Raw genomic sequence first — 25,724 nt, 5'->3', positions numbered from 1 at the left:
AAGAAAAATTTGAGGAAGTTGATATCAAGTTAGACTAGGATGAGGATGACGAAGAAGGACTGAAAAATATGTTTTCTAAGCTGTGGGAAATGTACGGGGAAGAACCAATTGAGTTATAAATTTACATACGAAAAACACCTTGTTTCTTTAGTAACAAGGCGTTTTTTCTTAATACTATGTTTAAATTGTTATCTTTCCGCTCTCCCACCACTCCATAAAAATTTCTAACGAAGGAGCAATCCACGTTCTACTATCATTTTCATGGTTCCATACGTATATATCATCGCTTTGCACTATCCCATTCAAAATGGAATAGCCAAACAAATCACCATTTCCGCCATCAGCAAAAAATAATAAACAGTCAAAAGGCATATATAAATCCTTGAAATCAACTATATTTCTCATATTCATATTTTCAGTATTAATTTTTGAAGCATCCCAAATAAAGTCTCCGTATTCACCAGCTATACCGTTTGTTTCCTGTAATAATTGATATAAATCATTCGGTAACTCCACCTGCAAATTTTTTTGAACTTCGGCGTGTGCAGCCTTTATAGCTGGATTTTTTAAACTTAAGTTTGATGAAATACTGCGAATGGTGTTTTTTCCACATAATCTTTTCTCCTCCTATAATTCTTCATGTTCAATCAAGTTTATACCAATAATCAAATTGGGTATGTACTTGTATCACATATGTTATCATCTCTGGATCATTTGGTTGTTTTTCCTTCTTTATATCTCTAATAGCATATTCACTTACATAACGAGTATCTCCCGTCTTATCTCGGTAATAATTTCCCTTTTCGGTTTCTACTACCGTACTATCACCTTTAAAATAGAGCTGAATTTCTACACCGACCACGTTAGAATTTGGATACTTTAACTTCCCTATTTTTTGATAAAATGAGATTACTTCTGCCCTCGATTGCTTCGTTTCTATAACTCGATTCGCTACCACTTCCCAATAACCGCCATTCCCTATTTCAATCCAATTTTTCTCATCCGCTTCATAATCTTTAATCACTTTACTATCCAAAGGCATCGGCAATTGAAAAAATTCAGAAGAAAAGGAACGAGAGATATACCACGTACTATTTCTTACGAGAATGACAGTTAGCAAGAGCATTATTACAGTTGAAATTATCGTTCTTTTTCTAACCTTTTTTAATTGACCTATCATATTTCTATCCATTCCTATTATCTATAAAAACTATCCATTCCACTTTTCTAACAATTCTTTCTCTCTCTCGCCTGAAATACCTGTTTTTAATTTCCATTCGTCCGTACTCTCCATCCACTCATACACATCTGTAACGGTCTCTTCTATTCTTCTAAAAGTAAGCCCTTCATTAACCGCAATTTCGATACAAATAGAAAACCCGCCTCTCCACGGCTTCGTCTCACCATCTAATGGGAAAGTTTCTGGAATCCACAAAGGCATTTCTGTCCAAGGCTGCACATTATGTTCACTCATAAACGATTCGTCTACCCAAACAAATTCAGCATCGCTATTCGTAACCTTTTTACACGTATTTAATAGCTCTTCCATCGTCAATTTATCATTCGGACCTGTTATATTGAATGTACCTGCTTTATTATTTTCTGCCATGTTGAGTCCAAAGCACGCGACATCTTTTATATCAACCATCTGCACTGGACGGTCTTTTCTTCCTGGAACTAACACTTTACCTCCTTTTGCAACACGCTGAATCCAGTATGTTAGTCGATCTGTATAATCAAACATTCCTGAAAGAAGTCCTGCTCTTACATGTAAAACACGCCCCGGCCAATACTTCTCTGCTTCTTTTTCACATAATACTTTCAGCGCACCATAATGCTCATAAGGAGAAACTTCACCATTCTCTACAGCCTTTATTTGCTCTTCCGTCGGTTCAGGTTGTAATATATAGTCTTCTTTTATGTCATGTGGAATCCAGTCTTTATATACGGAAAGACTTGAGATGAATATATAATGCTTTATATGATTTTTTAATACTTCTCCAACATTCCGAATGTGATGCGGAGAAAAGCCACACGTGTCTATGACAACATCCCACTTTCGATTCTCTAAGCTTAATACATTACCATTTCTGTCACCGATTAAATGTTCCACTTCAGGGAAAATCTCTTTGTTTGTTCCACGATTAAATACTGTAACCTCGTGCCCCCTGTTCAAAACTTCTTCTACAAATGCTCTTCCTAAAAATCGTGTACCGCCTAGTATTAGAATTTTCATGGTTCTCCCCCATTCGTAATAAAAAATCTATTCTTTTGTTTAACGATTTTTTGTTGTGAAAAGTTACGGGGGATAATTTATTTTTTTCTACAAGTTCAATATATGCAATTTCGACACTTTTTCTATCTTAAAAACAATAATATGGAAATATTCATTCTGTCGATTTCCATTTCATATATAATTAAAATATCGGATATTCGATTAACCACTTATACATACTTAGGCAGGTGAAAAATATTAATAAACACATAGTTTATCATTCAACATTATGTATTTATTTTCTTACATCACTTGTATATATGATCTTGCTGAACATAGAAAATGGTCGTAATTATTTGGGGTTTACAATGGTTGTTCCGCTTTTAGCGGTTATTTCATATCAAACATTATATAAGAAACAAAAAATAGTTCATACATTTGGAATTTCACGCCCAAAAATAAAAACACTAATTTTCTCCATATTATTTCCACTACTTCTAGGGCTATGTCTCCATTTTTATTTTTATATTTATGATATAAAGTTCTTATATCATCATTGGAATGAATTAGGATTTCTCTTGCTCGTTGGTCTTACAATTGGATCTTTATCTGCATTATTAGAAGAGATTATATGGCGAGGGAATTTTCATTTCTATTTACGAAAAAAATATTCATTTATGCAAACAGCTATTATTATAGCTTTGCTTTGGTCTTCATGGCATTTACCAGTAGCTATCTTTTATAAAAATTATGAGTTTCAGTTTGTAGGAATATTAAGTTATCTCTCTTTATTATTTATATTGTCTTTAATTTTGACGTACACGAGAGAATATGGTGGTTCTGTAATATCACCCGCAATTTTACATGGTATGTTTAATGTATTTTATTTAACAGATGTAGTACAAAACAAGTGGGATGCCAGCCTAATAGAATTAATCAAATTTACCTTACTAGCAATTGTGCTGGGCACGATGTATCTTATACTTCACAAAGTTAAAAAATAGTTAAACAGCTAAGAAAAAAGATGTTTCTTCTTTTAGTTGAAAGCAGCTTTAATAGATTATAAAGTACTTCAACACCTTGCAATTATTCAATAATCGTATAGGTGTTGAAGTTTTCTAATCTTAGTTGCTCAACTTGGTTAATATAACACTTTTTTCTATCATGAAGAACAAAGCAAGTTTAACTAAACCTTTCATTCTTATTTTCATAAAAATAACCATATTAATCTTTGAAATAAGGAAATATGCACTCTTTCATTAACTTCCATCTATCCCCTGCATTCGGTATGACTTCAGAAGCAATTACCACCACCAATTCCTTCTCTGGAATACAACAAACCACATTCCCACCATCACCCATTGCACAGTATGAAAAGATTCCATCTTCTTTTCGTAACCACCATAAATAACCATATTGATTTGAATTCATCGCTGTTGATTCTTGTACCCACGATTTTGAAAGAGTTTGTTTTCCATCATACGTACCTTCATTCAAATACAATTGTCCAAACTTAGCCATATCCCTAACCGTTAACGTTAGTCCCCATCCGCCCGTCGAAATACCATTTGGATCGTGAACCCATCCTTTCACATCTTTTCTGAATAAGTCATCAAATCCAAATGCTTTCATATTGTAGTTTGGAATTTCTCTCATGCCAAGTGGCTGAAATAAGTATTCATTCGCAAATTCACGCGCACTTTTTCCTGTTGCGCTCGTAATAATTGCTGATAGTACATGCGCTCCTGCAGATGAGTACTTAAAAGATTCGATTTCTCCGCCGTTCCCCATTCTATTAAGTGTATACTGTACCCAATCCTCTTGTGTACATAGTTCTTCTAATGGTTCCTGCCAGTCTATGAAAGGATATGGAGCCGTCATTGTAAGAAGATGTCGTACTGTTATTTCAGATGAATTGACAGTATATGTCGGGAAAAACTCTATTACTTTTTGATCAACGCTTTTTATATAGCCTTTATCTATACATATCCCAATTAGCGCAGAGATTATCGTTTTTGTAACTGACGCTACATGAAATGCATCATCTGGACCGTGTCCGTTATAATATTTTTCAAAAATAACATTCTCTTTCTGCACTACTAACATACCATTCATATTTTTATATTCTTCTTTTATAATTTGATCTAACTTTTCAGCAGTTTTCATTATTCTTTCTCCTTTAACCTATGATTAAAAAGGTTCGATAGGTACATATATATCAACTATATGTTTATGCTTGGGATGCTGCTTGGGATCATTTTTATATACTTCAAAAGGATACGAATCTCTCGGTTTATATCCGCTATTTGGAAGCCACTCACCGTATAAGAAATCCCATGCTCCTTTATATTCATCCTGGAATATTTTAAAATGCCCTACTGCATACTTTCCAGAAGGTATTACCATTATTCCAATATCACTCGTTTTTACTGCGGACGCATCCGGAATTGTTATACATAAACTTGTTCTTAAATGATGATCCTCAGTAAACTCATGATGATCGTGGTAAATGGTTAATACTTTCGTATCCCCAAATACATGATAGTTTTGCTCCGCTGCGTAATAAAATAATTTCTCTATCATTTCTGGAAAAGCTATAGTTAACTCCTCATATGTACCAATATGTCTTATGTATGCGACGTTTATATCATCCGCTGTTACAATTTCAACATTACCTCGAACCTTCTTACATTCATTGTATTGAGAAGCTCTGCTTACGTCTTTGCAATTCTTGCTATTGTCATTTCGATATTGAGACGGACGTACACCGTAATAATTTTTAAATGTTCGGGAGAAAACAGCTGAATCTGTGAATCCGAAGTGATACGCAATATCTGTAATCGTCATGTCTGCTCGATATGTAAGTAGATGTGTTGCCCTTTCTAGTTTCAAGCGATTCACATACCGAGATAATGGCTCATCAACTATTCCTTTAAAAATCCGATGAAAATGATACTTCGAAAATCCTGCTATATCCGCTAACTCTTCAATGGATAGTGAACTGTCTATGTTTGATTCTATATAATCTTGAACTGTATGTATGCGTCTTACATACTCATTTCTACTTTGAGAACTCTCCATATCCTTGCCTCCTCACAACAAAAAGGCTAACTTGGCGCTAGCCTACTTTTACACATGCTTTAAAAATAAAACTCTACTACCGCCGTTCCCGTCATAATTTGTATGTACCGATACACCTTCTATCTCATCATCTCCTGTATCAATTCGAAAACCGATTTCTTGATGAAACTGTATCGAGTTTTTATTAGTTGGTGACGTGATTGCTTTTACAACTTTACGGTTATTTGCACGAGTAATATCAAAGAAATAAGAATACAATGTCGATGCGATTCCTCTTCTTCTATACTTTGGATTTACACCGATAAAATGAACGTATGCTTCATCTTTATATGTTTGTGAAAAAAACCCGCATAAAAAACCTAACGTTTCGCCATCTTCTTCAATAATAAAACTCGTTTCTTGAAAGTGAACGAAAAACAATTTTGGCAACATAGCAGCCATGTCTCTCCCGCCCCACCAATCATTTAAAACAGAATGAATCTTTACATAATCTTCCCCTTGGATGTTTCTTACTTGCATATGTTTCTCCCTCTCACTCACTTCATTTTTTCATATATTTTAATTACGGTTTCTACTAAGAGAATGAATACCCAAATCCCGCAAAATACAAGAACAGACTGGAATATAGAACCTAGCATAACAATACTTATTAAACCTAATTCTGATCCTGAAACGGACATTTCATCAAATCCCATATTGTGTATAAATGGACCGGTTGAAAAAGCCATAAAAATAGATGCTATTAAATAAATCACACTCATTATTTTTAATATTTTTATAGAAAGATACGAAGTTTGTTCTTGCTCCACTTGTGATAATTCGATTTCCCCGCTCTCGATTCCTTTTTGCAAATAGTCCTCACATAAAAATTCTTCCTTAATTTTTTTACCACCATGCAATGCACCAGTTATTTCTTTACATCTTGAACATTTTCGATTTATCATATTTTTACCACTCCAATCTAATAAGATTATACTTATATAATTCTATTTTTACCTTAATATCCCTTTTATGTATTTTATAGAGAAAGATCGTGTTTTATGATTTCGAAACTCACATTTGGCTCGAAAAAATCTACCGTTCATTATGTATTAAGACCTAGTTGTTATGCGATTATTTTTAATTCCTCTTCAAAGATTGCTGCTATCCAAAAAGGAGGCCGTTACTTTTTACCCGGTGGCGGTATGGAAGGTGATGAAACAAAAGATGCATGTTTGCACCGTGAACTACTAGAGGAATTAGGATGGGTAATTGAAATTGATCAATATATCGGTAATACAGCACGATATTTTTATGCGGAAAAGGAAGAAACATATTATTTAAACGATGGGTTCTTTTATATTGCGAACATGGTGCAGAAACAAACTGAAAACTGTGAGGATGATCATGTTTTACGGTGGATGTCTCCATTACTTGCTGTTGAACTTCTCATTCACGATCATCAAAAATGGGCTGTTGAACAAGCTCTTTTATTACGAAAACAAAAAGGATCTCCTTCTATATGAAAGAGATCCTTTTTACCACTAACTTACTTTTTTCAAATTGAGAGCAGGCTTTTTGATTCCGCCTTTTTTTACAACATATAGACCCACAAAAATTATAAGTCCGCCAACGAGTTGCATCATATTAATTTGCTCTCCAATTGTTACTGCCGCAAAGATAACTGCGAACAATGGTACAAGATACATATAAACCATTACTTTCGTTGAACCTATTTGACTAATGCCAACATACCACATTGCTAGCCCAAAGATGGTCGCAAAGATGATTGAATATGCTAGAGAACCCCAGCTTGGCATGTCTACTGGCCACGTTAATGTGTTTACATTGAATAAACAGTATATAACAAGCGGTACAATTCCAATTAAAGTAGACCATGAAGTCACTCTCATTGCGGAGTATTTTGTAATAAGAGGTTGTGCTAAAATTGGATACCATCCCCAAGCAATTGCTGCGACTAATCCAATTATATTTCCGAGCCACGCATACTCGTAAGTAGCTCCTCCTGTATGCCCTGTTAATAAAACGAATGCTGCACCAATAAACGCTACGATTGAACCAATTTGAACTTTCATCGAAAAACGTTCTTGTTTGTGTAATACTGCTAATATCCCTGTAAAAATAGGTGACATCGCAATTAATAATGAGGCGTTCGTTGCTGAAGTATATTTCACAGATAGCATAAACATCGTTTGATACATTGCCGTACCAACGATACCGACTGCTATTAATCGTAACCAATCTTTTCTTTCAATACGTAATGAGCGTTCCATCATAAATGTAATAAGTAATAATACCGGAGATGCTACTAAAAATCGTAAACTATTAAATTGAATGGATGACATATATGCCACGCCATACTTTCCAATTGTATAATTTGCTCCCCATACTAATGCTACTGATACTAGGAGCCACTCCATTTGCCATCGTTTCATCCGAATCTCCCCTTCCATATTTAGCATAGTAAAATTGGCTGGATATAGCACCGTCCAATTGGCTGTTTTTTTCCCCAGCCAATTTGTTATACTGAATGTATATAAGAGATGCGGAGGCGTTTGTATGGAATGGAAGCTAGATAACGAAAGTAAAATCCCAATTTATCAGCAAGTTGTTGACTTTATTGAAAAACGTATTACATACGGAGAACTTCCTCCTGGAAGCTTCCTCCCTTCAGAACGGAAATTAGCTACGCAATTAAATGTAAACCGAAGTACGGTAACGACTGCTTATAATGAGCTGCGTGCTATGGGAATTGTAGAAAGTACGACTGGTAAAGGTACACGTGTGAGTACACATATGTGGGGTGTTTCTCCAACATTAACGCCGAACTGGAGAAATTTCGTAGAAGGTGGTACTTTCTTACCAAACTTACCCCTACTTCGCCATATTCGAGCAGAAGTACAACAAAATGAAAATATTATAGATTTTGCAAACGGAGAGCTCGGTTGTAATCTCTATCCTCACGAGCAACTACAAACGATTTTACGAGAACAACCGTTAACGCATTCATTAAGTTATGATCATCCGCAAGGCTATCTTCCGCTAAGACAAGCGGTCGTAAAATATATGAAGGAATATTTAAAAGTTGAAGCGACTGAACAATCCATTATGATTACATCTGGCGCACAGCAAGCACTTCACCTTATCGTACAATGTTTATTAAATCCCGGTGATGCTGTCGCTTTCGAAAGTCCATCGCACTGTTATTCCTTACCGTTATTCCAATCAGCAGGTATTCGTATTTTCCCATTACCTGTCGATGAACACGGTATTAATCCAGACGATGTGCAAGAGTTATATAGAAAGCACCGTATTAAAATGATCTTTTTAAATCCAAATTTCCAAAATCCTACGGGCACAATGCTACATCCAAACCGTAGAAAAAAACTGTTATCACTTTGCGCAGACTTACGAATTGCGATTGTGGAAGATGATCCGTCCAGTCTACTTACGCTAGAAAAGAAACAACCTTGCCCTACTTTAAAATCAATAGATGAAAATGGGACAGTCATTTATGTACATTCCTTATCAAAAATGATTGCACCAGGCTTACGAGTTGGCTGGCTTGTCGCCCCGCAGTCTGTAGTTGAAAGGTTATCTGACGCACGGCATCAAATGGAATTAGGTATGAGCATTTTCCCGCAGTGGCTTATGCAGCAATTTTTCGAAACTGTACCATTTCAGTCACATATCGTACCGTTACGAAAACAACTAGCAGAAAAAAGAGACGTTATCGTTCGTGCCCTAAATAAGCAACTTCACGATAAAATCTCATTTTCAAACCCGACCGGTGGTATATACATATGGGGAAAATTAAAAGAACCGATAAACGAAAAACAACTTATTATGCAAAGTTTAAAACAAGAAATCGCCTTTATGCCCGGTAGTATTTTCGGTGCGAAAGATGGTTATATTCGTTTATCTTATGGAAAAGTGAATATTGATCAAATTGAGGAAGGGATTTCTCGTTTACGTGAGGCTATTTTGCTTTGTGAAAAATAACGTGAGATAAAGCTTTCTCGTTTGACAAAAGAAAAATCTACCATTATTATCAACACGAGCCTAGTTATAGGAGTGATAAAAATGAAAATTTACGTTGATGCAGATGCTTGTCCTGTAAAAGATGTGATTATTTCCGAAGCTACGAATGTAGAAATCCCTGTTACACTCGTTACTAGCTTTTCTCATTATTCTAATGCAGAACAGCCAACAGGCGTAGAAACAATTTATGTTGATTCTGGAGCAGATGCTGCAGATTACCGGATTATGCAGTTAGCAAAAAAAGAAGATTTAATCGTAACACAAGATTACGGTCTTGCTTCGCTTGCTTTAGCAAAAGGCTGTATCGTTCTACACCATAAAGGCTATAAGTATACGAATGAAAACATTGAACAATTGTTACAAACTCGGTATTTAAGTGCAATGGTTCGAAAAAGCGGTAAGCGTACAAAGGGACCAAAACCATTTACTGCAGAAGATAAAGAGAAATTTAGAGCGCTCTTTAAAAGTATGATTGCACTTTAGAAATGAATCTTCTATTTGTAGGGAAAGCTTTATAAAAAAGAAGAGAATATCGGAATGAACATTCTCTTCTTGGGGTTTACCCTTTTAAAATGAAGGTAAATTATCTAAGTTATTTTCTTTTATTCCATCCGGTTCACTACGTATAATATCTCTACCATACTTATGAAATACGTCCACATGAGCTAACTTCCCTGATTTTGCTTCACTAAGAGCAGTCATATAATCTAACTCTCTCCCGCTACTTGTTTTAAAAGCTATTAAATCCCCATCATCATTTTTACGAACGGCAACAATTTGTTCTGCTCCTGAATTGACTTCATGGTCTACTTCAAATTGAGCTTCCGCTTCTCCTTGATGTAAGTAATCATTATAAACTTTTTCAAAGTTTTTTTTGTCCATAAAACTCACCTCCAACTCATTTTATTAGTATGGTTGGGAGGTGTTGGTTTTATGTACCTTTTTATTACCTTAACAAGTCTTTACTACTCCAAATAAAGAATACTGGTCATTTTTTGTAGCCTAATACAAATCTATTTATAGTTCCTTACCTTCTTAATTTAAGCTAAATTTAAGTGTTAATATTTTCCTGACAACTTTATAATTGATTATGTCGAAACGAAATTTGAAATGGAGAATGGCTAAGATGAATATAGATATTAATCGTTTAACTGATATTTGTTTAGAGTATCAGCAATCTAGATTTTATGTTACTAGAATCCCTAAAGATTTCTTATCAATTGCCCAAAAACGTTTTTCTATACCAACGGATGATCAAATTATTGCTTTTTTAAGTTGTAATTTATTTGGATCAGGCAAGTATGGTGTTTACTTTACGAGTTCGGGTTTATACTGGAAAAATTGGTTATTAGGTAAAGGAAAATTGATATGGGATCAATTAATTGAAGTGCAACAAATTGAAATTGATAAAGATGGTTTCTTATCTTTTGATGCACAAAAAAGCTTTAATATTAGCGGGAGTGATTATCCACCACTGTTATTTAAAGAATTACTTATAGCTCTTACAAATTCATTCCAAAATTCTAAACAACATGATATACATCCAGTTATAAAAATTAATGAGATAAAATCAATTTGCTCATTATTTGAAACATACAATGAATTATTAGAACCTGATAACGGATTATTTGTAGACACTCATATTTCAGACAAAAAATTAAAATCAATTGAGGCACGATTTATCGTTTCAAAAGAAGAACAAATCATCGCTTTTTTAGATACATCTGTCCTTGGGAATATGGGGAAAGGATCTGATGGAGTATTAATTTGTGAATCAGGTATATATTTTAGAGAAACCTTTGTACACTTATATTTCCCATGGCATGTCTTTAAAAATATCCCTATTACTTTAACTTCAGATGAATTTGAAATTGGAAAAAGAAATATATTTCATCTTCAACATGCTAGAATGGCTAGTCAAAATATTTTATTGTTCATTAAGAATTTAAAACAGTATATGAATAGTTTATATGAAGAAAATCCACAATTACATATTTAATACATTTCTTATTACATACAAGCACATGTATAGTTAAGTCGAAAATTTCAATTCAACTAAAAAACCGATTATTTTTGTAGAGAGCCTACATGTATAATCGGTTTTTACGCTTATTCTTTTCTTATATTTCTCTTTTTTAATACCTACACAAGCCCTTCAAAGTCTCCAATATATCATCTGTAAAGGCTGTACTACCTTCCGCCTCTAAAACTCTAAAATAAAAACTTCTTAAGAAAGTTCTAATATTTTGTACTAAAATAGCATGCTGCGGATGTCGGATGTCTTCAACAGTTGCTATGCTATGTAGCCAATTGCTCCACTCTTCTTCAGTTAAAATATTTTGGTTGCGTAACGACATAATTGGCGCTACTAATCTCTCATCTTCAAAGTGCACATATACGTAATCACTTAATCGAACCTTCTGGCGAACAGCTGCAAGGATCGCATATGAAAACTCACGATTTTGTATAGTACGTGCTAACGCATCGAGTGCATCAGCAGCGTGTGCTGTAGAATGTGCCCAACCTTTTCCTTCTACGTAACCTCTTACATCTTCTTCTAAATATACATATTCCAACACTTGTTCTGCCACACTGTACAGTTGCTCTTCAGATAACAATGGTTCTCTTTCATGAACAGATAAAATAAGTGGCGGAATTAATACGGAGAATGCACGTTTAAATACAGAGTCTGTGCCCTTTTCACCAATTTTATAAAATAAATAATCAGGACTAATCGCTTGTAGCATTAACCCTCGTAATTCTTTTTGTCTAAACACATCACTTGTAATCCATGTATGAAGCGTACTATAAATTAAATCATCGCGTAATTCAGCATCAGGTGATCCGATATAATCTAACATCCACTGCGCATATGGATATGCATCTACATCTTCTGGTACAGCATAATTATTATTTTTAATTTGTAGTAGTTCTTCTTTTAATTCTAGTACTTCATTCATTAGATTTCCTGTCCCCTTTGTACTTTATTAACTTATTTTTTCCTTATTCCCTTTAATTTTTTTCATAAAATCAAGTCGATTTTTAGAATCGTTTTAGTACCTATCTTTCTATGAACTTGATTCAATTATATAAAATTTATCATGATAAATAAAAGGAAATACATTAGAGCATCGTAGTCTCTCACTTTGTTTACATGCATTTCATGTAAGTTTAAGTTATAAAATAAAGTATGTTTTTTCTTTTATATTCAAACGTAGTTACAATCAAAATTTAAATCATTTTAGAACTTGTTTAATAAATTCTGTTTTAGCTTTTGTGTATGCTTCTCTATCTTGGTTAAATCTTTTAGCTAAATCTTGTTTAAGATTTGAATACTCATAAACTAATTGTGGATTTTCTCGTAAGCGGTTACGAAATAAAAGTTGTTGCTCCCATCGCTCAGTTCCTTTAACCATCAAATGCAGGTGCGCTACACGCCTATTATTCTTAACTTTCACAAAGAACCTTCTCCAAGGTCTTTCATCTAATTCTGGGCTTACATAATGCCAATTATATATGCCCAATTTCGCTGAAATATGTAGTACTCTATCAAATGAGTCTATTTCAGCCATTAAATCAATGATAGGTTTTGCTGGTAAACCAGGTATGGATGTACTTCCTATATGTATTACTTTGCTTATACCGTGAGGAGCAAGCAGTTCATATAGTTGCTGTTCTTCACATCGGCCTTTATCTTGCCAATCAGGATTTGCATTAACTATCTCTACTGACTCATTCGCCCACACAGGCCATTCGTTCGGATTATCTTTTTTATCCACCCAAAACATCACCCTTTCACAAATTTTTTGCTATATAAACGATATTAAATTCCTTTACATATAACTAACGGATCGTCAAAATTGCTATTCTGAAAAACAACATCCGCACACTCTTTCGGATTATGCTCATTCGTTTGCGAATGTTGTTTTTCCTGACGCTGTAATACCACTTACTCCAACTCTTGTTGGATGGGTTACGTTTAATTTTAAAATATGATCTACAATTTCTTTCATACGTTGTTTTCGGTTCATGATATTTCCTCCACACAACCTGTTTACATAATATTATTATGAGTAAAATTATGTGTCACTATTTGTCGGTAAGTCGATATCCTTTGTCGAATCGTTGATATATCGAAAAAAACGTTGATATATTTTAAGTTACGATAGATATATTTGAAAAATCGTTGATATATTATGATTGGCTTACTTTCCCTTAAATCCTCGATATAAAGCAGTGCGTAACTCTTGTTTGTATTCTTCAATCTCTGGCATATTGAGTTCTTCTGCTAGCCTGATGGCCAATTCAATATCATACGGTACACGTACGAGTTGAATGGAAAAGCTCGCTGCTTCTTTTTTATCGTAAGTTCCTTCAAATATTAAATAGGACGCTTGTGTAATTTCAAGAGGATTACCTACACTACCAGCATTACATAACGTTTTCCCTCTGAAATTTTGAACGAACGCTTGGTGAACGTCACCGTAGCAAACGACATCTGGTTTTCTTTCCCCTTCTATATTCTCTGTGAGCTCACTGTTTTCGAACATACTAATCCGTTCTTCTCTTGAGGCATGTGGTTGAATTCTTTCATATAAACTTCTCGGCGAAGCGTGGAACATACGAATGAGTTTGCCGCTCATATAAAATTCGATTGAAAATGGTAAGTTTCTTAAATAGTCATTGTGTTCTTCCGATAGTTGTTTTTGATGCCATTTTAACGCCTGAAATTCAGTCGGTTTTGTAATAAAATCATCCCAGTTCCCCATTACAACTCCATCACATTCTTTACGAATGATTTCAATCACTTCACTAGAATGAGGACCTTTTCCAACTAGATCTCCAAGACAAATGATGTGCTCAATTCCTCTTACTTTAATATCTTTCAGTACAGAATCTAATGCTGGAATATTACCGTGAATATCTGAAATTACCGCTATTTTATCCATATAAATCCCTCCATTACTTATTGTTTATTATATCCTCATGTTGTGATTGATACCATTTTGGAATATAGGATGAAAAATGATTATGATCTTCTAAAATTCCGTTCAATCTTTCCTTCATATCATCTACTAAATGCGGCGTGCTTCGGTTTGTCCATACGATATCAGCTGGGAATGTCATTGCTGCATATAATGAGTACAGTTGCCAAAAATGAAGCGATGGTTCGCCTCCGCAATAACCTTGAACTTGTCCAACCGCAAATGGTTTGCTTATTCTTGTAGTAAAAATCGCTACGTTATAAAAATCGTGTATTGGATCGCCAAAATCATATCCACCAAAATCGATAACGATAAATTCCTTATTATGAATCATACTATTTGCTGGATGGAAGTCATCATGTAAAAATGTGATTGGACGATTCTCCAATAAATACTTATGATTTTCTACAAAGGTTAATACGGGCTTCAAATCCAGAAAGTTCACCTCGTAATCTGCTAATGCCTCTATATATCTTTCATACTTATTCCATCTAATTGTTTCCCATCTATTACTTGCACTTTCTCTTTCAATTGAGTGAATCCTCTTTAATACTTCCCCTGCTTTTCTTCCTGCATTATACTGTTCTTCCACCGATAACTTCCCTAAACCTTCTTCACCATTTACACCTTGGGTCCATTCAAATACTTGAACACATTTATTTAGTTCCTCAAGTTTTATGAAATGAATCAACTTGGGCGTTGGAATATGTAATAACTCTAATTGTTTCATATACGTATATTCTTCATGTTTTCGCTCAAAATGAACAGCATCACATACTTTTACAAAATATGTTTCTCGATTCTCTAATTCAACTTTATATTTCTCTTCATGTGAAAAACCTTTTGAAATAGCTGTACACTTTATAATACGAGGCCATTCTAGTCTTCTCTCTATCTCTCTAAGCATTTCTTCCAAAGCATTCACCTCTATCAATATATGTACAAACTACCTAACACTTCATGCTCTCGTTTATTTTCCCCTTTAAACTCCACTGCAAATGGATATTCGCCATGATGCTTCAAACATTCTTGTACTAGCCCTTCTCCAACCGGTTCACAAAACTGCACATGAATGTCACCGAATGATACGCTTTGACACTCCGCATTCCATTCTTCATTTTGTATGATTGAGCTTGCTGTTAGCCCCATTACTTCTTTCCATTTCCGCACCGTTTCTCGAACGCTTTTCACTGCGTAATGAATCGTTTCAATTTGTTGTACTTTGTTTTTATGTTCAGTGATTGTCCCTATGTTGCGTAAATCATTTCTTCTTTCTTCGTCTGTTTCATTCCACTGTATAAAGAAAGGTAATTTCGGTCCATTTTCTTCTTGCTTTACAAATAACATTTTCCATTCTAAAAGGCGGCCATCTTTTCTCATACGCTTCCCTTCAAATGGCCCTATCGTTTGTAAACCGTATTTACTAAACTGATCTGCTAATTCTTCAATGGCATCTGTTCGAATTGCGATTTGTAACATACCTTCTCCAGTTTGTAATTTCACCACTGTTTCTTGTACTAATGGATTTTCTGCTTCTTTCGCTTTTTCTTCATGTTGAACTGCCAGAAATTCTATGTATGATAAATCAAAATAACTTAAACTATTCCAAGTACCCCAAGTAGTATGCTCTCCGCCTAATACAGTATGAAATCCAAGTTCCTGCATTTGCTTTGCCGCTTCCTCCGGTGTACAATTCACTGCGTGTACGAGATGATCAAATCGTAACATGTCTTTCTCCCCTTTCTCTCCATCCTTTTATTGTATATTTTATTTTTATTTCGTTCAATTCAAAAAACTTTAAAACCTAGTTGATTTATACGATTAATGTGTATTATAATGAAACAAATTTAATTATTGCTGATTGGAAAAACCAAAGGCACTTTTCTCATACGGGAAAAGTGCCTTTTTCATTTACTATTACAGGGGGATTATTTATGCAGAAATTAATTGTCTTTGCTATTATTGGATTTTTCGCTCAATTGATTGACGGAGCACTTGGAATGGCGTATGGGGTAACATCTACCTCACTTTTACTAATGTTTGGTATCGCACCTGCTGTCGCTTCCGCATCTGTTCATTTAGCTGAAGTCGTTACAACCGCCGCTTCTGGTGCATCCCACATCAAATTTGGAAACGTTGATAAATATACCGTTTCCAGGCTTACATTGCCAGGAGCAGTTGGCGCATTTATTGGGGCATGTTTTTTAAGTAATTTACCTGGCGATGTAATTAAACCGTACATTTCCGTATTTTTATTTACTTTAGGGGTTTATATTTTATTACGATTCATCATTCAAAAACAAATTGTCACTTCAAAGAAACGTATGTCTGCTAAACAGCTTGTTCCGCTTGGCTTATTCGCTGGATTCGTTGATTCAACTGGTGGTGGTGGCTGGGGTCCAATTACGACACCTGTACTTTTAGCAAGAGGAAACGAAGCTAGAAAAGTTATCGGCTCTGTAGATACGAGTGAATTTCCTGTTTCACTCGCTGCAACAATTGGATTTTTCATTTCACTTGGCTGGGAACAAGTAAGTTGGGTTTGGGTATTTTCTCTCATGCTCGGTGGTATCGTTGCGGCACCAATCGCCGCGTGGTTAGTGCGCATCGTACCTTCTCATTTACTTGGCGTATTAGTTGGTGGCCTTATTATCTTTACAAACATTCGTACACTGCTTACTACATTTAAAGTGGATCCAACTATTATTTCACTTTCTTACGTGGCAGTTGGTCTTGTCGTTATTATTTCTATTTTCATTGCTGTTCGCAATCATTCCAAACATTCTAACGCATCGACCGCCGGATATCCGAATGATCAAAAGCAAATGCTACCATAACGATAAAAATACCGCCCGATATACTTCGAGCGGTATTTTTTATTTTTCCATTCTCCAATTAATCATTGTCTCTGTATTGCCAATTCTCTTCATATGTAATTTCTCTAATACACGAATCGATCCATCATTTTCTAGAAGTGTCTCTGCAATAATTGTTTCTACCTGTTCTGTTTGAAAAGCCCAATTTATTAATTCTCTTACAGCTTCTGTTGCATACCCTTTATTCCAATATTTCTCAATAAATCCATAACCAATTTCTACTGTATGTTCCTCATTTGGTTTCCCTTTAAACCCTACATCACCTAGAACGATGTCATCTTCTTTTCGAATGACATACCACGCGCCCCAAGGTAATAAATCCTTATCTTGCTTTATATTTTCTACATGCCCTACAATATGTGGACCACTATTATACCCTTGCTCGTTAGCAACGTGAATACTCTCTTCTGTACACGGCACTATATAGAGCCTTTCTGTTTCTAATTTCATGTTGATTTCCCCTTTTCAATTAAACAATACCTCAATTTTATCAGAAATAAAAAGAATATTCATTCTATTTATCAGATTTATACTTATTCTTTGAAACGAATTTAAGGAATATTCCTCTTTTAATAGTTATGTCGAATTATATTTTCAGAATTTTCTTTTATTTTTAAAGGGTTTTCCAATATTTTTTGCGAAACATTTGTATAACAATTTCTTTCTTTATTTTTTGTTACATAACAGTAGGTTCGGGTGGAGTTTTGCAAGCGTTTCCTATACAATAACCGATATTTTTTGACTTTTCCTAACAAAATATCTTGCAATATATTCAGAAACTCATTACAATTGCCATATATTAAAAATCTTAGCAATATATAAAATCCTCATCAATCCGATGAGGTAGAGGTTGCGACTTTTAAAAGTAAAACGGACGAGACACAGAGAATGTCCCTGACTTCGTTTGAAAGGAAAAGTTGCCGAAGTTTATATTTCTTCTCTGGAAGTATAAGCTGGGGCTGTCTCCGAAAGGAACAGAACTGTCACGTTTACAAAATTACCGTGTAAACGTGGGGTGCTATCTTAACGGAAGGGTATGATGGGGTGGTTATTTGTGAAACGTTCCGCCAAATTCCTTTGGCGGTTTTTTGTATTTTTCTCCCCCGCTCCTTCCTAACCTACAAGAAAAGGAGTGTTGAACATGAATAGCGCAACAAATCAATCTACCTCTAAAACGCAAACTACACAAGGACAAGGTGAATTAAAACGCGGATTAAAATCTCGTCACCTTACGATGATTTCTCTCGGTGGTACAATCGGTACCGGACTATTTCTTGCTAGCGGTGGTGTTATCCATTCTGCTGGTCCTGGCGGTGCATTAATTGCATACGCCGCAATTGGAATTATGGTTTACTTTTTAATGACAAGCTTAGCTGAACTCGCAGCTTACATGCCTGTTACTGGATCTTTTAGTACGTACGCAACAAAGTTTGTTGATCCATCACTTGGCTTTGCACTTGGATGGAACTATTGGTATAACTGGGCCATTACAATTGCTGCTGAACTAGCTGCTGTAACATTAATTATGAAATTTTGGTTCCCAGATACTCCTTCTCTTATTTGGAGTGGATTATGTTTAGCTATTATTTTCCTTTTAAACTATTTATCTGTTAAAGGGTTTGGTGAATCTGAATATTGGTTCGCACTTATTAAAGTAGTTACTATTATTATCTTTTTAATTGTCGGCTTCATGATGATTTTTGGAATTATGGGCGGCGAATCTGTTGGCTTTAAAAACTTCACTGTTGCAGATGCACCATTTAATGGCGGCATTATGGCAATTATCGGTGTATTTATGGCTGCTGGTTTCTCCTTCCAAGGAACTGAATTATTAGGAGTAGCTGCTGGTGAAACTGCTGATCCAGAGCGTAACATTCCAAAAGCAATTCGCTCGATCTTTTGGCGTATTCTTTTATTCTATATCCTTGCGATTCTCGTTATCGGTTTATTAATTCCTTATACGACTGAAAGCCTTGCTGCAAGCGATGTAACAGTAAGTCCATTTACACTTATTTTTGAAAAAGCGGGCGTTGCCTTTGCTGCTTCTGTTATGAACGCTGTTATTTTAACGGCAGTACTGTCTGCTGGTAACTCTGGTATGTATGCATCAACTCGTATGCTTTGGGATCTAGCTCGCCAGGGAAAAGCACCAAAGTTTCTTGGTAAATTAGATAGCCGCGGTGTACCTGTTAACGCATTAATCGTAACGTCAATTGTCGGTAGTATCGCTTTTATTGCCTCATTATTCGGTGACGGTGTTGTATACATTTGGTTATTAAACGCATCTGGAATGTCTGGCTTTATCGCATGGGTCGGAATCGCAATTAGTCATTACCGTTTCCGTAAAGCATATATCGCTCAAGGTAAAGATTTAAAAGACTTACCATATAGAGCGAAATGGTTCCCGTTCGGTCCAATCTTCGCATTTGCACTTTGTGTCATCGTAATTTTAGGTCAAAACTACGGCGCATTTATGGGCGAATCAATCGATTGGAACGGTGTACTCGTTTCTTATATCGGTTTACCACTCTTCTTAGTACTATGGTTAGGATATAAATTTACGAAGAAAACGAAAGTGATTCCGCTTGATAAATGTGAACTAAAATAAAGTAAAACGAGCAAACAAATTTGTTTGCTCGTTTTTTATTCCAATGCTTCTCCCTTCCCTATTGCTCCTGTTTTTGCAATAATAAAGGAAATATAAATAAAGGTTGGGATACCATGAACATTCGTATTACTGATGAAGCAAAAGCAGCTATACATAGATTAGAACGTGAAGACAAAAAGATCATTCGCATTAGAGGAACAATGACAAACTCTTGTAGTATTTTCGTTGATGTGGATTTAATTTGGGATACATATGATGCAGATGACGTTGTATATGAAGATGCAGAGCTTATCGTACAAATGGATTCATTCACGAAAGACTACACTGGTGATACGGTGAAACTTGATTATAAGACGACTGGTTTTAGTATTACGACTCCGAGTGAGACTTTGGTTTATGGATTGTCGATTAAAAAATAAAAATTGTTTTTATTTGACCACCGAGGTGAAAACATGGGTAAATATGTTCCGTTGAAATTTTTATTTAATGAAGAATTAGTAGAAAGTATGGCTGATTCTATTTGTAAACACGATCCTACTTTCTCGAAAAGAAACTTCGTATCTTCCGTAACATGTAAAGTTGAAAGTTTAGAGTTAAAGCAGCGTATTGAAGTAATTGCAGATGAATTACACAATGCTTTACAAAAAGATTTTCATGCAGCAATACATATATTACTGAAAACATTGGGACCAGAAAATACAACAGAAGTAGGCACATTTACAAACGGATATATGTACATGCCTATTGCAAAATACGTTGAAAAATATGGGCTTAACGATTTTGAAACCTCATTCAACGCAATGTATGAAATAACAAAAAGGAATACTGCTGAATATGCCATTCGGCCTTTTCTTGAAACATATCATGAAGATACACTAAACATATTACAACAGTGGATTCATGACGAAAACAGCCACATTAGGAGATTAGTTTCCGAAGGTACAAGACCAAGACTTCCTTGGGCTAAAAAAATAGGAGCTCTGAAAGGTGACTTTAAGAACAATTTAAAACTTTTAGAGTCATTAATGAATGACCCTTCTAAATATGTCCAAAAATCAGTAGCCAATCATATTAACGATATTACGAAAGAAGATAAAGAACTCGTTTTTCAATGGTTGCAGCAATTACGCGATAACCAGTATCCTGTTAACCCTTGGATTATAAAACATGGGTTACGAACGGTGCTTAAAAATGGTACTTTACCAAAAGATTTTTCTTTTTAAGTATTTTAAACAAAAACGCTTATGCTTCAAAAATGAAGTATAAGCGTTTTTTCCTTTTATATAAAGCAATTATAAACGTAAAAAGTGCTTTAAAATTCTTCTTTATACCTTTATTTTACTAACTCTTCTATGTTATTACTTTTCTTGATTTTTTCTGATGATAGCCAGAGTGAATAACTTGTTCCATCCTTGTTCCTTAAAAATATGTTAAATTCCTTATTATATAGTTCTTCTTTAAGAATAGTGACTACCTTTCTCAAATCCTCTATTACATAGGAATCATTTCTATATTTTATCTCACTGTCATTGAAAACTAAAGTCAATTCATACTCTAGACAATTGCCGTCTTTCGGGTGTGAACAAGTAATATCTTCAATTACAAAACGATCATTTTGAATTTCATTTAACCTTTGGCCTACTTTTGTTTCAGTTTGAATCAAATATGTCCAATAACCACTTACGGTGTTTTTCATTGTTAAAAGCAGTTCTTCTTTCGTTATAGCTTTTTGCACATTATGAAAAGGGAGGCCTATAGATTCACCATTATAATCCTCAATTTCAAGTTTTGTTATCTTTTTATTACTCTTCTGAATGAATTGGATTAGAGCATATAAACGATCTAATTCTTTTGATTCAAATTGACTGTAATCAATCTTGTCACTCGTTTTTAAAGTTAATAATAACTCATCAGTTGGTTTCTCCTCTATATCATCATCCACTATATATTGAAAAACATTTTTATTTTCAGGTTCTACGTAACCTAATTTTTTCATTTCCTCTAGCATTGGCTTAAATTTCTTATATTCCTCATATGTTTTTTTTCCGTATTGATATTCATCCCCTTTTATTCTTGAATATAAGAAACCATCTACCTCTACTCTAAATTGAATATTTTTATTGTTTTTTGCTTGAACAGTATGATATGTATGTCCCATATTCCCTTCATGTATAGCACCCCAATGTGTTACAATCACATCAATTCCGTGCTTTTTTTTCACATATTTTTTCACCTGATCTTCATCTTCATAATTACAACCACTTAAACATAAGAAACACAACACTAGCAACATTACATTTTTCATTTTTTTCATCTAGCCCATTACCCTCTTTTCGTACAAATAAAACATTCCATATATAAACAATACTAAATTATCGAATGTTTTCAAAGAATTAAAACGTTTTTATATTCAGTATATATATCTATTTCTTTTATTAATAAAAATATCCCCATAGATAAGTACATCCAAAGGGATAAAACGGTGCCACTTTTTTATAAACAGTACGACTTTATTGTTATGTAATAGAAATGTGAAATATCTTGGCACAATGTAGATTTACTGTATACCCTATCCAAAATTTGATCGTACGCTCACCTTCCCTAATAAATTCAAAGGATTTCCACTCGATTATCCCGAATATATAAATAACTATTCTCACAAGGAGCAAATTTATATGAATCTATTCGAACACGAAACGTAAAACCGCTTCACTTTAATAAGAGGTCCTCCCTTTTTCTTTTCTCATCATATCATTTGTTAAAAAATAGGAGGACAAAATTATGAAACGTGATCCATTATTTTTAACTTTATTAGAAAGTGCAAATACACATTTTAGCGGCTGGGATTTTTCTTTCATTTCAGAAACTGGTCGAATGAATAGCGAACCTTTATCGTGGTCGTACGGCAGCACTGCTTTCCAGCTTATGCAGCGTGCAAAATCAATGCTTGATATGGGGACTGGCGGCGGAGAGTTTTTGTCTATGTTACAACCGTTCCCGTCAACTATTTATGCGACTGAGGGTTACGCTCCAAACGTGCCAATTGCTCGAAAGAAATTAGAGCCTTTAGGGGTTACTGTTGTAGAGGTAACTGAGGATACTGCTTTACCATTTCAAGATGGTCAGTTTGATTTCATTGTGAATCAACATGAATCATATGCTGCCTTTGAGGTAAAAAGAATCCTTTCTCCTAATGGAATATTTCTTACACAACAAGTTGGTGGTCTCGATTGTGCGGAACTTAATGAGCAGTTTGGTATACATCTAAATAGCGAATTTGCAAGTTGGTCTCTGGAAACTGCATGTAATGAACTAAATGAAAATGGATTTACTATTTTAGAAGCAAAAGAAGAATTTCCTTTTCAACGTTTTTATGATATTGGCGCTATCGTCTATTATTTAAAAGCGATTCCTTGGCAAATTCCTGATTTTACTGTCGAAGGTTATTTTGAAGAATTATATCGTATACATGAAATCATCTTACAAAAAGGTTATTTTGATGTGAAGCAACATCGTTTTATTATTAAAGCGATTCGTGGCTAATCATGGAGTATACGAAAATGAAAAAGAGAGGGTTCTGCCATCTCTTTTTTCTCGTTTATTTAACAAAATTTTGTGGTGGCTTCTAGATTGTTAAGTACGTTCACGTCTCGCAATCGCATCAGCTAATGTAATAAGTTGCTCGTGCGTTATCTTTCCGGCTAACTTTTCTTTTATAACTTTTTCCATTTCTTTTGTAACGGTCATGCCTTCTATTGCTAAACTTGCTTTAGTTGCCTCGAAAGCTTTATTTTGTTCGTCCTCGTTTTTGAATGCCATAATTTGAGTTCCCCCCTTCAAATCATTTTATTTACTCTGTTAATATAAGAAAAGTAATATCATCCCAATTCTTATCTAGCCGATTGCTCTATTACAATATTATCTACTAGATTATAAGAGTGATTGTTTTCATATTTTTCCTATTGAGAAACGAGTTGTTTTTCATACCTTTTGTTCGCATCATCTTCTGTCAAAAATACAGTTGTATAATTAATAATATTCCGGTTGTCATATGTGAATATATGCTCTAACTGATTTTCTTCTGTTAATACTACTGGTAAGTATCTTTGTAAATTGCTAACTACACCTCTATTATCACCATCTAATATCCAATCAATTTCTTTCCATTCTAATAATCCTTCCGCCGTACTTAACGGTGTATTCATATGTACTCCATCTGGCAAATCAGCAAGGAATACATACATTCCCTCACTATGCCAAGACTCGTCTTTATCTTTAAAAATAACATTCCCCTTATACGTTACACTTGGAAGCTCTATTCCCGTTTCCTCAAACGTTTCTCTAATGATTCCTTCGTATGGCGTTTCATTAGCTTCTATTTTTCCTCCAACACCATTCCACATTCCCATATTCGGCTTTTTATTTCTATTCAATAAGAGTATTTCATTTCCTTTTCTAATGAAGCAAATTGTGTACTTATACATACGATCATTTCATTTCCTTTCCTCCTCATCTACAGATTTACACTGCATTTTGATTAAATTTGCTGTACAAAGATTTTTCATTATACACACAATTGGTTTTTAATGAGGTGTTTTGCTCATTTTTATTCAAAAACATTCTCCTTATAATTATGTTTTACATATTATATTGTACAACTTTCGTTTCAGAAAGGAGTGTTCAAGATGGATAACTTAAGTAGCGAATTTTTAAAACAATATTACGATAGTCGAGTCTGGTTATATGATACACATTGGCTCGGGGTTCCCATTTCCAAACTTCCCTCTGACCTCTTTTTATATCAAGAAATCATTTACGAATTAAAACCTGATTTAATTATTGAATGTGGGACCTTTTACGGTGGTAGTGCACTGTATTTAGCTTCTATATTAGATTTAATTGGAAAAGGACACGTTCTGACTATCGATGTATTTCCACAACCAAATCGTCCATCCCATGATCGTATTACGTATTTAACAGCTTCTTCTGTTTCAGTAACCGCTGTGCAAAAAATATTAAGTATGCGTAAACCTGATGATGTGATTTTAGTTATTTTAGATTCAGATCATAGTAAAGAGCATGTAGCAAAAGAACTTTTACTTTATAAATCTATCGTTACTACTGGCAGTTATATTATTGTAGAGGATACATCTATTAATGGAAATCCTGTTTCTCCCGATTGGGGGCCTGGCCCAATGGAAGCTGTTGAAGAGTTTTTAGCTAAAAATAATAATTTCATAATCGATGAATCCAAGCATAAGTTTTTCATTTCATTTAACCCTAAAGGTTTTTTAAAGAAGATAAAGTGAAACTTTAATAAGTGGGGTTTTGTATTACCCCACTTATTCTATGATCTTCATTTTTGAAAAAGGATAATATACAAATTCCACTTTGCCTATTATATTATCTTCTTCAATATATCCTAAACCATTTCGACTATCTCTACTAAGTTCACGATTATCTCCCATTACAAATAACTTATTTGGCGGGATTTTTGTCTTTTGAAAGTTATAAAACACTTGCGTATTATTGAATAAATCTTTATTTGTATACGGTTCTTCTTGCTTTTTATCATTCACATATACTGTTCCATTCGTTATGTTAATTACGTCACCAGGAAGTCCTATTACTCGTTTTACATAATATTTCGACTCATCTTCTTCCTTTATAATGACAATTTCTCCGTGCTCTAAGTTAGAAAAATGTACTGCTGCTTTATTTACAAATACGTAGTCTTCTTCATATAAAGTCGGTTGCATTGATTTCCCTTCCACTTTACATAAAGTAAAAGAATGATAGGCTACTACCAAAACAAACACGAAGAGTATGTATTTTCCCCAGCCTCTTTTAATCTCCTCTTTCATATCCATTCCCACCTTATTTAAACGCTTTTTAACTCAAAAAATATATCACTGCAC

General features: G+C 34.4%; 31 protein-coding genes, 1 pseudogene and 1 riboswitch. Of the genes and pseudogenes, 12 read left to right on the top strand and 20 right to left on the bottom strand.

The features are described from left to right. Positions 1-32: 32 nt before the first annotated feature. Positions 33-119, top strand: a pseudogene (locus tag ACUN28_RS14375) (DUF4240 domain-containing protein); the annotation flags it as partial. A 61-nt stretch (positions 120-180) separates the two neighbouring features. On the opposite strand, the gene ACUN28_RS14370 reads toward ACUN28_RS14375, so the two are convergent. The 3 genes from ACUN28_RS14370 to ACUN28_RS14360 are packed head-to-tail and all read right to left on the bottom strand — an operon-like array spanning position 181 to position 2,236. Further along, a complete protein-coding gene (locus ACUN28_RS14370) occupies positions 181-597 on the bottom strand; it encodes an SMI1/KNR4 family protein (protein WP_033658743.1) in 417 nt (138 codons plus the stop codon). A gap of 46 nt (positions 598-643) precedes the next feature. After that, positions 644-1,180 (bottom strand): hypothetical protein, encoded by a 537-nt coding sequence (locus tag ACUN28_RS14365; RefSeq protein WP_000580171.1) that lies wholly within the window; start codon positions 1,178-1,180, stop codon positions 644-646. A gap of 30 nt (positions 1,181-1,210) precedes the next feature. Next, positions 1,211-2,236 (bottom strand): SDR family oxidoreductase, encoded by a 1,026-nt coding sequence (locus ACUN28_RS14360; protein WP_016136734.1) that lies wholly within the window; start codon positions 2,234-2,236, stop codon positions 1,211-1,213. Positions 2,237-2,463: 227 nt separating this feature from the next. On the opposite strand from ACUN28_RS14360, the gene ACUN28_RS14355 reads away from it, so the two are divergent. Next, a complete protein-coding gene (locus ACUN28_RS14355) occupies positions 2,464-3,219 on the top strand; it encodes a CPBP family intramembrane glutamic endopeptidase (RefSeq protein ID WP_080120061.1) in 756 nt (251 codons plus the stop codon). Positions 3,220-3,439: 220 nt separating this feature from the next. Here the strand turns inward: ACUN28_RS14355 and ACUN28_RS14350 are convergent, their stop codons facing one another. The 4 genes from ACUN28_RS14350 to ACUN28_RS14335 are packed head-to-tail and all read right to left on the bottom strand — an operon-like array spanning position 3,440 to position 6,240. Then, on the bottom strand, positions 3,440-4,381 hold the full coding sequence (locus tag ACUN28_RS14350; RefSeq protein WP_016136736.1) for a serine hydrolase domain-containing protein: 942 nt from the start codon (positions 4,379-4,381) through the stop codon (positions 3,440-3,442). 24 nt (positions 4,382-4,405) lie between these two features. Further along, positions 4,406-5,296, bottom strand: coding sequence for an AraC family transcriptional regulator (locus ACUN28_RS14345; protein WP_016136737.1), 891 nt, complete (start codon positions 5,294-5,296; stop codon positions 4,406-4,408). 48 nt (positions 5,297-5,344) lie between these two features. Further along, positions 5,345-5,815 (bottom strand): GNAT family N-acetyltransferase, encoded by a 471-nt coding sequence (locus tag ACUN28_RS14340; RefSeq protein WP_001198088.1) that lies wholly within the window; start codon positions 5,813-5,815, stop codon positions 5,345-5,347. A 17-nt stretch (positions 5,816-5,832) separates the two neighbouring features. Then, positions 5,833-6,240: a DUF3980 domain-containing protein gene (locus ACUN28_RS14335; RefSeq protein WP_016136738.1), complete on the bottom strand. Its 408-nt coding sequence runs from the start codon at positions 6,238-6,240 to the stop codon at positions 5,833-5,835. Between the two features lie 96 nt (positions 6,241-6,336). On the opposite strand from ACUN28_RS14335, the gene ACUN28_RS14330 reads away from it, so the two are divergent. Next, positions 6,337-6,801: an NUDIX hydrolase gene (locus tag ACUN28_RS14330; RefSeq protein ID WP_016136739.1), complete on the top strand. Its 465-nt coding sequence runs from the start codon at positions 6,337-6,339 to the stop codon at positions 6,799-6,801. 18 nt (positions 6,802-6,819) lie between these two features. Here the strand turns inward: ACUN28_RS14330 and ACUN28_RS14325 are convergent, their stop codons facing one another. Beyond that, positions 6,820-7,731: a DMT family transporter gene (locus tag ACUN28_RS14325; protein WP_016087321.1), complete on the bottom strand. Its 912-nt coding sequence runs from the start codon at positions 7,729-7,731 to the stop codon at positions 6,820-6,822. Positions 7,732-7,855: 124 nt separating this feature from the next. On the opposite strand from ACUN28_RS14325, the gene pdxR reads away from it, so the two are divergent. Both pdxR and ACUN28_RS14315 read left to right on the top strand, forming a co-directional pair. Next, entirely contained in the window at positions 7,856-9,298 is a 1,443-nt protein-coding gene (gene pdxR, locus ACUN28_RS14320; protein ID WP_016136740.1) for a MocR-like pyridoxine biosynthesis transcription factor PdxR, read from the top strand. Positions 9,299-9,379: 81 nt separating this feature from the next. Next, on the top strand, positions 9,380-9,820 hold the full coding sequence (locus ACUN28_RS14315) for a YaiI/YqxD family protein (protein WP_000708783.1): 441 nt from the start codon (positions 9,380-9,382) through the stop codon (positions 9,818-9,820). Positions 9,821-9,904: 84 nt separating this feature from the next. Here ACUN28_RS14315 and ACUN28_RS14310 read toward each other — a convergent pair whose 3' ends face one another. Further along, positions 9,905-10,219: a DUF3892 domain-containing protein gene (locus ACUN28_RS14310; protein WP_016087319.1), complete on the bottom strand. Its 315-nt coding sequence runs from the start codon at positions 10,217-10,219 to the stop codon at positions 9,905-9,907. A 244-nt stretch (positions 10,220-10,463) separates the two neighbouring features. On the opposite strand from ACUN28_RS14310, the gene ACUN28_RS14305 reads away from it, so the two are divergent. Next, positions 10,464-11,336, top strand: a complete 873-nt coding sequence (locus ACUN28_RS14305; protein WP_016087318.1) for a hypothetical protein — start codon at positions 10,464-10,466, stop codon at positions 11,334-11,336. A 136-nt stretch (positions 11,337-11,472) separates the two neighbouring features. Here ACUN28_RS14305 and ACUN28_RS14300 read toward each other — a convergent pair whose 3' ends face one another. The 6 genes from ACUN28_RS14300 to ACUN28_RS14275 all read right to left on the bottom strand — a co-directional run bounded on the left by ACUN28_RS14300 (position 11,473) and on the right by ACUN28_RS14275 (position 16,050). Then, entirely contained in the window at positions 11,473-12,297 is an 825-nt protein-coding gene (locus ACUN28_RS14300; RefSeq protein WP_016087317.1) for a DUF2785 domain-containing protein, read from the bottom strand. 276 nt (positions 12,298-12,573) lie between these two features. Further along, positions 12,574-13,116, bottom strand: coding sequence for a GrpB family protein (locus ACUN28_RS14295; RefSeq protein WP_000358205.1), 543 nt, complete (start codon positions 13,114-13,116; stop codon positions 12,574-12,576). Between the two features lie 126 nt (positions 13,117-13,242). Beyond that, complete coding sequence (locus tag ACUN28_RS14290) at positions 13,243-13,368, bottom strand: hypothetical protein (RefSeq protein ID WP_016087316.1); 126 nt, start codon at positions 13,366-13,368, stop codon at positions 13,243-13,245. A 174-nt stretch (positions 13,369-13,542) separates the two neighbouring features. Beyond that, the gene (locus ACUN28_RS14285; RefSeq protein ID WP_016136741.1) at positions 13,543-14,286 is read right to left on the bottom strand and encodes a metallophosphoesterase family protein; all 744 of its coding nucleotides are present in this window, start codon (positions 14,284-14,286) and stop codon (positions 13,543-13,545) included. Positions 14,287-14,299: 13 nt separating this feature from the next. Beyond that, positions 14,300-15,238 carry an aminoglycoside phosphotransferase family protein gene (locus ACUN28_RS14280; protein WP_016136742.1) on the bottom strand — a complete coding sequence of 313 codons (939 nt, stop codon included), beginning with the start codon at positions 15,236-15,238 and terminating at the stop codon, positions 14,300-14,302. A 14-nt stretch (positions 15,239-15,252) separates the two neighbouring features. Then, a complete protein-coding gene (locus ACUN28_RS14275) occupies positions 15,253-16,050 on the bottom strand; it encodes a VOC family protein (RefSeq protein ID WP_016134836.1) in 798 nt (265 codons plus the stop codon). A 206-nt stretch (positions 16,051-16,256) separates the two neighbouring features. Between ACUN28_RS14275 and ACUN28_RS14270 the strand changes: the two genes are divergently transcribed. After that, the gene (locus ACUN28_RS14270; RefSeq protein WP_016136743.1) at positions 16,257-17,159 is read left to right on the top strand and encodes a sulfite exporter TauE/SafE family protein; all 903 of its coding nucleotides are present in this window, start codon (positions 16,257-16,259) and stop codon (positions 17,157-17,159) included. A gap of 39 nt (positions 17,160-17,198) precedes the next feature. On the opposite strand, the gene ACUN28_RS14265 is transcribed toward ACUN28_RS14270, so the two are convergent. Then, a complete protein-coding gene (locus ACUN28_RS14265) occupies positions 17,199-17,648 on the bottom strand; it encodes a GNAT family N-acetyltransferase (RefSeq protein ID WP_000764612.1) in 450 nt (149 codons plus the stop codon). A gap of 386 nt (positions 17,649-18,034) precedes the next feature. Continuing rightward, positions 18,035-18,227, top strand: a riboswitch (Lysine riboswitch). A gap of 112 nt (positions 18,228-18,339) precedes the next feature. Between ACUN28_RS14265 and ACUN28_RS14260 the strand changes: the two genes are divergently transcribed. The 3 genes from ACUN28_RS14260 (at position 18,340) to ACUN28_RS14250 (ending at position 21,029) form a co-directional block, all read left to right on the top strand. Then, the gene (locus tag ACUN28_RS14260; RefSeq protein WP_016087310.1) at positions 18,340-19,806 is read left to right on the top strand and encodes an amino acid permease; all 1,467 of its coding nucleotides are present in this window, start codon (positions 18,340-18,342) and stop codon (positions 19,804-19,806) included. A gap of 113 nt (positions 19,807-19,919) precedes the next feature. Next, on the top strand, positions 19,920-20,225 hold the full coding sequence (locus ACUN28_RS14255; protein WP_016134839.1) for an iron-sulfur cluster biosynthesis family protein: 306 nt from the start codon (positions 19,920-19,922) through the stop codon (positions 20,223-20,225). A 33-nt stretch (positions 20,226-20,258) separates the two neighbouring features. Then, complete coding sequence (locus tag ACUN28_RS14250) at positions 20,259-21,029, top strand: DNA alkylation repair protein (protein ID WP_016136744.1); 771 nt, start codon at positions 20,259-20,261, stop codon at positions 21,027-21,029. 110 nt (positions 21,030-21,139) lie between these two features. On the opposite strand, the gene ACUN28_RS14245 is transcribed toward ACUN28_RS14250, so the two are convergent. After that, positions 21,140-22,120 carry a hypothetical protein gene (locus tag ACUN28_RS14245; RefSeq protein ID WP_016087307.1) on the bottom strand — a complete coding sequence of 327 codons (981 nt, stop codon included), beginning with the start codon at positions 22,118-22,120 and terminating at the stop codon, positions 21,140-21,142. 467 nt (positions 22,121-22,587) lie between these two features. On the opposite strand from ACUN28_RS14245, the gene ACUN28_RS14240 reads away from it, so the two are divergent. Continuing rightward, entirely contained in the window at positions 22,588-23,349 is a 762-nt protein-coding gene (locus ACUN28_RS14240; protein WP_016136745.1) for a class I SAM-dependent methyltransferase, read from the top strand. Positions 23,350-23,439: 90 nt separating this feature from the next. Here ACUN28_RS14240 and ACUN28_RS14235 read toward each other — a convergent pair whose 3' ends face one another. Together ACUN28_RS14235 and ACUN28_RS14230 are read right to left on the bottom strand one after the other, a co-directional pair. Continuing rightward, positions 23,440-23,625 (bottom strand): antitoxin VbhA family protein, encoded by a 186-nt coding sequence (locus ACUN28_RS14235; protein ID WP_016136746.1) that lies wholly within the window; start codon positions 23,623-23,625, stop codon positions 23,440-23,442. A gap of 140 nt (positions 23,626-23,765) precedes the next feature. Beyond that, positions 23,766-24,290 carry an NUDIX hydrolase gene (locus tag ACUN28_RS14230; protein WP_016136747.1) on the bottom strand — a complete coding sequence of 175 codons (525 nt, stop codon included), beginning with the start codon at positions 24,288-24,290 and terminating at the stop codon, positions 23,766-23,768. A gap of 192 nt (positions 24,291-24,482) precedes the next feature. Between ACUN28_RS14230 and ACUN28_RS14225 the strand changes: the two genes are divergently transcribed. Beyond that, positions 24,483-25,115 carry a cephalosporin hydroxylase family protein gene (locus ACUN28_RS14225; RefSeq protein ID WP_033659717.1) on the top strand — a complete coding sequence of 211 codons (633 nt, stop codon included), beginning with the start codon at positions 24,483-24,485 and terminating at the stop codon, positions 25,113-25,115. A gap of 33 nt (positions 25,116-25,148) precedes the next feature. On the opposite strand, the gene lepB is transcribed toward ACUN28_RS14225, so the two are convergent. After that, a complete protein-coding gene (lepB, locus tag ACUN28_RS14220) occupies positions 25,149-25,670 on the bottom strand; it encodes a signal peptidase I (protein WP_016087302.1) in 522 nt (173 codons plus the stop codon). Positions 25,671-25,724 lie beyond the last annotated feature (54 nt).

The sequence above is a fragment of the Bacillus sp. WC2507 genome (assembly GCF_052656125.1).
This window is presented reverse-complemented; position numbering and strand designations above follow the sequence as displayed.

What these genes read in the sequence shown, in the direction of transcription:
- ACUN28_RS14270 (WP_016136743.1), top strand. Translation starts at nt 16,257, where the DNA reads ATGCAGAAATTAATTGTCTTTGCTATTATTGGATTTTTCGCTCAATTG.
- ACUN28_RS14260 (WP_016087310.1), top strand. Translation starts at nt 18,340, where the DNA reads ATGAATAGCGCAACAAATCAATCTACCTCTAAAACGCAAACTACACAA.
- ACUN28_RS14255 (WP_016134839.1), top strand. Translation starts at nt 19,920, where the DNA reads ATGAACATTCGTATTACTGATGAAGCAAAAGCAGCTATACATAGATTA.
- ACUN28_RS14230 (WP_016136747.1), bottom strand. Translation starts at nt 24,290, where the DNA reads ATGTATAAGTACACAATTTGCTTCATTAGAAAAGGAAATGAAATACTC.
- ACUN28_RS14350 (WP_016136736.1), bottom strand. Translation starts at nt 4,381, where the DNA reads ATGAAAACTGCTGAAAAGTTAGATCAAATTATAAAAGAAGAATATAAA.
- ACUN28_RS14240 (WP_016136745.1), top strand. Translation starts at nt 22,588, where the DNA reads ATGAAACGTGATCCATTATTTTTAACTTTATTAGAAAGTGCAAATACA.
- ACUN28_RS14275 (WP_016134836.1), bottom strand. Translation starts at nt 16,050, where the DNA reads ATGTTACGATTTGATCATCTCGTACACGCAGTGAATTGTACACCGGAG.
- lepB (WP_016087302.1), bottom strand. Translation starts at nt 25,670, where the DNA reads ATGAAAGAGGAGATTAAAAGAGGCTGGGGAAAATACATACTCTTCGTG.
- pdxR (WP_016136740.1), top strand. Translation starts at nt 7,856, where the DNA reads ATGGAATGGAAGCTAGATAACGAAAGTAAAATCCCAATTTATCAGCAA.
- ACUN28_RS14340 (WP_001198088.1), bottom strand. Translation starts at nt 5,815, where the DNA reads ATGCAAGTAAGAAACATCCAAGGGGAAGATTATGTAAAGATTCATTCT.
- ACUN28_RS14365 (WP_000580171.1), bottom strand. Translation starts at nt 1,180, where the DNA reads ATGATAGGTCAATTAAAAAAGGTTAGAAAAAGAACGATAATTTCAACT.
- ACUN28_RS14345 (WP_016136737.1), bottom strand. Translation starts at nt 5,296, where the DNA reads ATGGAGAGTTCTCAAAGTAGAAATGAGTATGTAAGACGCATACATACA.
- ACUN28_RS14235 (WP_016136746.1), bottom strand. Translation starts at nt 23,625, where the DNA reads ATGGCATTCAAAAACGAGGACGAACAAAATAAAGCTTTCGAGGCAACT.
- ACUN28_RS14265 (WP_000764612.1), bottom strand. Translation starts at nt 17,648, where the DNA reads ATGAAATTAGAAACAGAAAGGCTCTATATAGTGCCGTGTACAGAAGAG.
- ACUN28_RS14290 (WP_016087316.1), bottom strand. Translation starts at nt 13,368, where the DNA reads ATGAACCGAAAACAACGTATGAAAGAAATTGTAGATCATATTTTAAAA.
- ACUN28_RS14330 (WP_016136739.1), top strand. Translation starts at nt 6,337, where the DNA reads ATGATTTCGAAACTCACATTTGGCTCGAAAAAATCTACCGTTCATTAT.
- ACUN28_RS14285 (WP_016136741.1), bottom strand. Translation starts at nt 14,286, where the DNA reads ATGGATAAAATAGCGGTAATTTCAGATATTCACGGTAATATTCCAGCA.
- ACUN28_RS14305 (WP_016087318.1), top strand. Translation starts at nt 10,464, where the DNA reads ATGAATATAGATATTAATCGTTTAACTGATATTTGTTTAGAGTATCAG.
- ACUN28_RS14245 (WP_016087307.1), bottom strand. Translation starts at nt 22,120, where the DNA reads ATGAAAAAAATGAAAAATGTAATGTTGCTAGTGTTGTGTTTCTTATGT.
- ACUN28_RS14325 (WP_016087321.1), bottom strand. Translation starts at nt 7,731, where the DNA reads ATGAAACGATGGCAAATGGAGTGGCTCCTAGTATCAGTAGCATTAGTA.
- ACUN28_RS14300 (WP_016087317.1), bottom strand. Translation starts at nt 12,297, where the DNA reads ATGAATGAAGTACTAGAATTAAAAGAAGAACTACTACAAATTAAAAAT.
- ACUN28_RS14310 (WP_016087319.1), bottom strand. Translation starts at nt 10,219, where the DNA reads ATGGACAAAAAAAACTTTGAAAAAGTTTATAATGATTACTTACATCAA.
- ACUN28_RS14335 (WP_016136738.1), bottom strand. Translation starts at nt 6,240, where the DNA reads ATGATAAATCGAAAATGTTCAAGATGTAAAGAAATAACTGGTGCATTG.
- ACUN28_RS14315 (WP_000708783.1), top strand. Translation starts at nt 9,380, where the DNA reads ATGAAAATTTACGTTGATGCAGATGCTTGTCCTGTAAAAGATGTGATT.
- ACUN28_RS14360 (WP_016136734.1), bottom strand. Translation starts at nt 2,236, where the DNA reads ATGAAAATTCTAATACTAGGCGGTACACGATTTTTAGGAAGAGCATTT.
- ACUN28_RS14250 (WP_016136744.1), top strand. Translation starts at nt 20,259, where the DNA reads ATGGGTAAATATGTTCCGTTGAAATTTTTATTTAATGAAGAATTAGTA.